The following is a 5,191-nucleotide window of genomic DNA, read 5'->3' on the forward strand; positions in this document are numbered from 1 at the left end:
AGATGTGTAATAAGAGACAGTGCATGTACGGCGCGGTGATGGCCACGTTGCGCAGGGACGGCGCCTTGAAGCGCCCCATGTCCTCCGCGCGGCCCGTCAGTTCGATGAGGCCAGGATCCGTGGCCGGGAACGCGCCCCGGCCGTCCTCGTTGTAGAGGCCCGTGTTGTGGTACGGCAGGATGGGCTCCGGCGTGGCGTCGTGCGCCGTGGCGTCCTGGAAGTTGAAGCCGGAGTGGCAGTGGTCGCACTCCAGGCGCTCCGACAGGAACAACTCCAGCCCCCGCTTGGCCGCCGGACTCAGTGCCTGTACGTCGCCCCCGAAGAGGTAGCGGTCATACGGTGCCGTGCCGGAAATGATGGAGCGCTCGAACGAGGACAGCGCTCGCGTCAGCGTGGCCAGCGACACGGGCGTCGCCTCGCCAGGGAACGCCTCCGCGAATCGCTCCGACAGCGCCGCGTCCTCCCGCAGCCTCCCGAGCAACGCCTCCTGCTGATCCGCGTTGCCCAGCTCCACCGGCTCCGTGCCGAACAGCGGCGTCAGCGCCTGCGCCTCCAGCGTGGTGAGCGCCGGGTTCGCCCAGGTGAGGCTCGTTGCGTAGGCCACGTTGGCCAGGCCCTGCCCGTTGCGGCGGTGCGCCTGTCCGGTGCTGCCCACCGAATGCACGCGCCCGTCGGTGAAGGCGCGCTCCTGCTCGTGGCACGAGCCACAGGACTGCGTGCCGTTGAGCGACAGGCGCTTGTCGTAGAAGAGGCTCCGGCCCAACTGCACCTTCGCCTCCGACATCGGGTTGTCCTCGGGCACGCGCGGCGTGGGAAAGCCCGCGGGCAGCTTCCAGTCGTAGGGCGCGGGCCCGTCCGGTGGAAGCTCCGGGTCCGTGCAGGCCGTGCTCAACAGCACCGCCGTCGCCAGGGACTTCCACGGCTGCCATCGTCGTCGTGCCACGGCGGGTGCTCCTATTCGGCCCGGATGAAGGACTGCGCGGCGGGGTTCGCGGCCTGCGCTCCGAAGCCGAGCCCCAGCCGTTCGAAGAGCGGCGCGCAGTCGCTGTCACCCTGTGACGACATGCAGCCCTCGGCGGTGCCCGTCGCGTTCACGTCCAGGTTGGAGGCAGAGAAGAACGCGCCCAGGTCCATCACCACCTTGCCCGTCGCCAGGTTGAAGTCATCCAGCTTCACCTCCGGACGGTTGTTGTTCGTGCAGCCCGCGGTGCCGCTCGTCTGGCCCTCGGGCGGAGGCGCGCAGTCGGTGCTGCCCAGGTGCATGACGTGGCCCTGGCTCAGGCCCGTGGTGCGGCCCTCGATGCGCGTGAAGAGGTAGCCGAAGCGCCAGCTCCAGAACAGGCCGGTGTCATTCAGCGGCGCGGGCGCGGTGGTCAGGTCGTTGTGGTTCAGCGTCTCCGGCACGCCCAACGTGAAGCGCACGCCGTGGTAGTCGCCCCGCGGCACCGTGCCCTTGATGGCCGTGTTCATGCCTTCCGTGCCCTGGGTGCACAGGCCGTCCTTGTTGGCGAAGTCCAGCAGCACCACGCCGCTGCTCTGCCAGGTGCTGTCTTCCAGCGTGACGGGCACTTCCTTTCCGTCCGCGGAGAGCAGCCGCACGTCGTGCACGTAGACGCGGAAGTCCATCGGCTCGTAGGTCGTCTTCGACGTCCCGACGTTCGTGTAGACGCTGCCACACGCGAAGGGCTCCGTGCCCACGCGCGCGATGACGGGGATGTTCACCGTCTGGGGCGAGGGCACTTCGTCCTCGCCACAGCCAACGACACCCAGGAGGGCCAGCGGAAGGAGGAGGCGGGAGCGGAGCACGGAGGTCATGGGAGGCTTCCTTGAAAGGTACTTCCCCTCTAACGCACCGTCCGTCCAGACATGCCGTGGCATGTTGCCGCACCCGGGCTCCCGCTACGCCACCTCGCGCGCTTCGTCCGGAACCGGAACGCTGGCACTGCGCGCGCGCCGCTTCTGGATGGAGAGGAAGAGCGCCTCGTGCGTCGCGGGGGAGGGCAGGTCCACGTCGCCGCCCGGCTGGCCGAACGCCGCCACCGCGTCGCGCAGCGCCTCGCGCACGGACAGGGCCAGCATCAGCGGCGGCTCGCCCACGGCCTTGCTGCCGTGGATGACGCCCTTCTGCTCCGCCCGCTCCACGAACTTCACCCGCAGGTCGATGGGCGCGTCGCTGAAGGCCGGCACCGCGTAGGTGCTGGCCGAGTGCGTCAGCAGCCGCCCCTTGCCGTCCCAGCGCAGCTCCTCGCCGGTGAGCCAGCCCACGCCCTGCACGAAGCCGCCCTCCACCTGCCCGCGGTCCACGCCGGGGTTGAGCGAATCGCCCACGTCTTCCATCAGGTCGGAGCGCACCACGCGCTTCATGCCCGTGTCGCCGTCAACCTCCACCTCGCTCACCGCCGCGCCATAGGCGAAGTAGAGGAACGGTCGGCCCCGGCCCTTCACCCGGTCGTAGCCGATGCCCGGCGTGCGGTAGTAGCCCGTGACGGACATGCCCACGCGCTCACGGTAGGCCTCCTCCACCACGTCCGCGAAGGGCAGGCCCTGCTCCGGCCGCGACGCCGCCGCGATGACGCCATCCCGGAACAGCAGCGCGTCCGGGGACACCGCCTGTCCGTGCAACTGCACGAGCATCCGCGCGGCCACCGGCGCCAGCCGCTCGCGCAGGGTGATGCACGCCTCGCGCACCGCCGCGCCGTTGAGGTCCGAACCGCTGGAGGCCGCCGTCGCGGACGTGTTGGGCACCTTGTCCGTCGCCGTCTGCGCCACGCGCACGCGGTCCGCGGACAGGCCCAGCTCGCGCATGGCCACGCCTTGAATCTTGGTGTGCAGCCCCTGGCCCATCTCCGTGCCGCCGTGCGACAGCAGCACGGAGCCGTCGCGGTACACGTGCACCAGCGCGCCCGCCTGGTTGAGGAAGGTGGCGGTGAAGGAGATGCCGAACTTCATCGGAGTAATCGCGAGGCCGCGCTTGAAGCGGGGGCTCTTCGCGTTGAAGGCATCCACCTGCGCGCGGCGCTGCTGGAAGTCGGAGGACTCCATCAGGTCGTTCCACAGCTTCGGCAGACGGTTGTCGTCCAGCTCCTGGCCGTAGTGCGTGGTGTTGGTGTCGCCGACGCCGTCATAGAGGTTGCGCTGGCGAACTGCCTCCGGCGCCAGTCCCAGCACGCTCGCGATGCGGCCCAGGATGTCCTCCATCACCAGCATGCCCTGCGGCCCGCCGAAGCCCCGGAACGCGGTGTTGGACACCAGGTGCGTCTTCGCCACGCGGCCCGAGTAGCGCACCGACGGGACGTAGTAGCCGTTGTCCAGGTGGAAGAGGGCGCGGTCGGTGATGGACTCCGACAGGTCCAGGGACCAGCCGCCGTTGGAGACGAGCTCCGCCCTCAACGCGAGCAGCCGGCCCGTGGCGTCGAAGCCCACCTCCCACTCCGCGTGGAACGGATGGCGCTTGCCGGTGACGGCCATGTCCACGTCCCGGTCCAACATCCACTTCACCGGCCGGCCCGTGAGCACCGCCGCCAGCGCCACCAGCGCGGCGGGCGCGTTGCCCTGCGTCTCCTTGCCACCGAAGCCGCCGCCCATGCGGGGCGCCTTCACCACGACGCGGCTTCTGGGGATGTGCAGCACGTGCGAGATGACGGCCTGCACCTCCGACGGGTGCTGGGTGGAGGACGTCACGGTGACGTCGCCGTCGTCTCCGGCTTCAGCGAAGGCGGCGTGCGTCTCCAGGTAGAAGTGCTCCTGGCCACCCATTTCAATCTCGCCGCCCAGCCGGTGCGGGCTGGATGCGAGCGCGCTGTCCACGTCGCCCCGGCGGATGATGTGCGGGTCGGTGTGGTAGCTGCCCTGCGCCCGGGCTTCGGTCAGCGTGAGCACCGCGGGCAACGGCTCGTAGTCCACCACCACCTGACGGGCTGCTTCGCGGCAGGCCTCGGGGGTTTCACCGATGACGAGCGCCACCACCTGCGAGTGGAAGAGCACCTCGTCCTTCGCGAGCAGCGGCTCGTCGTGGCGGATGGGCCCGGTGTCGTTCATGCCCGGGATGTCCTCCGCGAGCAGCACCTTCACCACGCCGGGCACCTTCAGCGCGGCGCTGGCGTCGCGGCGGAGGATGCGCGCGTGCGCGTGCGGCGACAGCACCGGCCACACCGTCAGCATGGGACGGCGCTGCGCCAGGTCATCCACGTACTGCGCGCTGCCCGTCACGTGGCCCAGCGCGCTCTCATGGCGCAGCTCGCGGCCCGCGTCCGCCGTGGCGGAGGGCTCTCCGGTGATGAAGCGGGGCCGTTCGTCCAGCACGGGGCTGCGCTCGCCGGAGACGAACTTCTCGAAGAGCGACACCACCAGCCCGCGCCGGTAGTCCGCGCTGCCGCGCAGGTCGCTGATGGGCGTGAACTCCGCCGCGAGCGTCGTCCGGACGCGCGCCACCGCCTCGGCGTTCCAGGGGTGGCCCACGAGCAGCGCTTCGGTCTTGAGCGCGCGCACCGGCGTGGCCGCCACGCCGCCGTAGCCGAGCCTCGCGGTGCGCACGATGCCCAGGGAGTCCGTTTCGATGCAGAAGCCCGCCGCGACGATGCTGATGTCCAGCTCCCGGCGCTTGGACACCTTGAAGCTGTCCGAATGGCGCTTCAGGCCACTGTCCTTCGCGGGCGCGTGGGGGATGACGATGAAGCGGACGACCTCGTCCGGCTGGAGCGCCGTCTTGCGGTAGGCGAGGAAGAAGTCCGACAGCGCCAGCGTCCGCTCCCCGCGCACGGAGGCGAGCACCAGCTTCGCGTCCAGCGCGAGCAGCACCGGCGCCAGGTCGCCGATGGGCGACGCCGTGACGAGGTTGCCCGACAGCGTGGCGCGGTGGCGGATCTGCCGCGAGGCGAAGACGTTGAGCATCTTCGCCATCTCCGGCACCTCGGAGCCCAGCGCGTCCTCCACGTCCACCAGCGACGCGGCGCCGCCCACGTACCAGCCGTCTTCTTCCCGGCGGATGGCGCGCAGGGACTCCACGCCCTCGGTGGAGATGAGGAAGGGGTAGCGGCGGGACTTCTTGGTGATGTCCACGCCCAGCTCCGTGGCCCCGGCCACGAGCATCGCCTCCGGGTGCAGGGCCCTCAACGCGAGCAGGTCATCGAGCGTCCCGGGCCGCAGGAACAGGCCGTCCCGCGCTTCGTAGCGCAGGGGCGGGGTGGGGGAG

At 70.5% G+C, this 5,191-nt stretch carries 3 protein-coding genes; all 3 read right to left on the reverse strand.

The window, feature by feature from the left end; translation table 11 throughout:
- On the reverse strand, positions 1–943 hold a 943-nt coding region (locus tag D7V88_RS38600; RefSeq protein ID WP_120545534.1), incomplete at its 3' end, for a methanobactin export MATE transporter MbnM.
- 11 nt (positions 944–954) lie between these two features.
- Complete coding sequence (locus D7V88_RS38605; protein WP_120545532.1) at positions 955–1,815, reverse strand: MbnP family copper-binding protein; 861 nt, start codon at positions 1,813–1,815, stop codon at positions 955–957.
- Between the two features lie 84 nt (positions 1,816–1,899).
- Positions 1,900–5,191: xanthine dehydrogenase molybdopterin binding subunit (gene xdhB / locus D7V88_RS38610; protein ID WP_120545533.1), on the reverse strand; the 3,292-nt coding region annotated here is incomplete at its 5' end.

The sequence above is a fragment of the Corallococcus terminator genome, assembly GCF_003611635.1.
Lineage (GTDB): Bacteria > Myxococcota > Myxococcia > Myxococcales > Myxococcaceae > Corallococcus > Corallococcus terminator.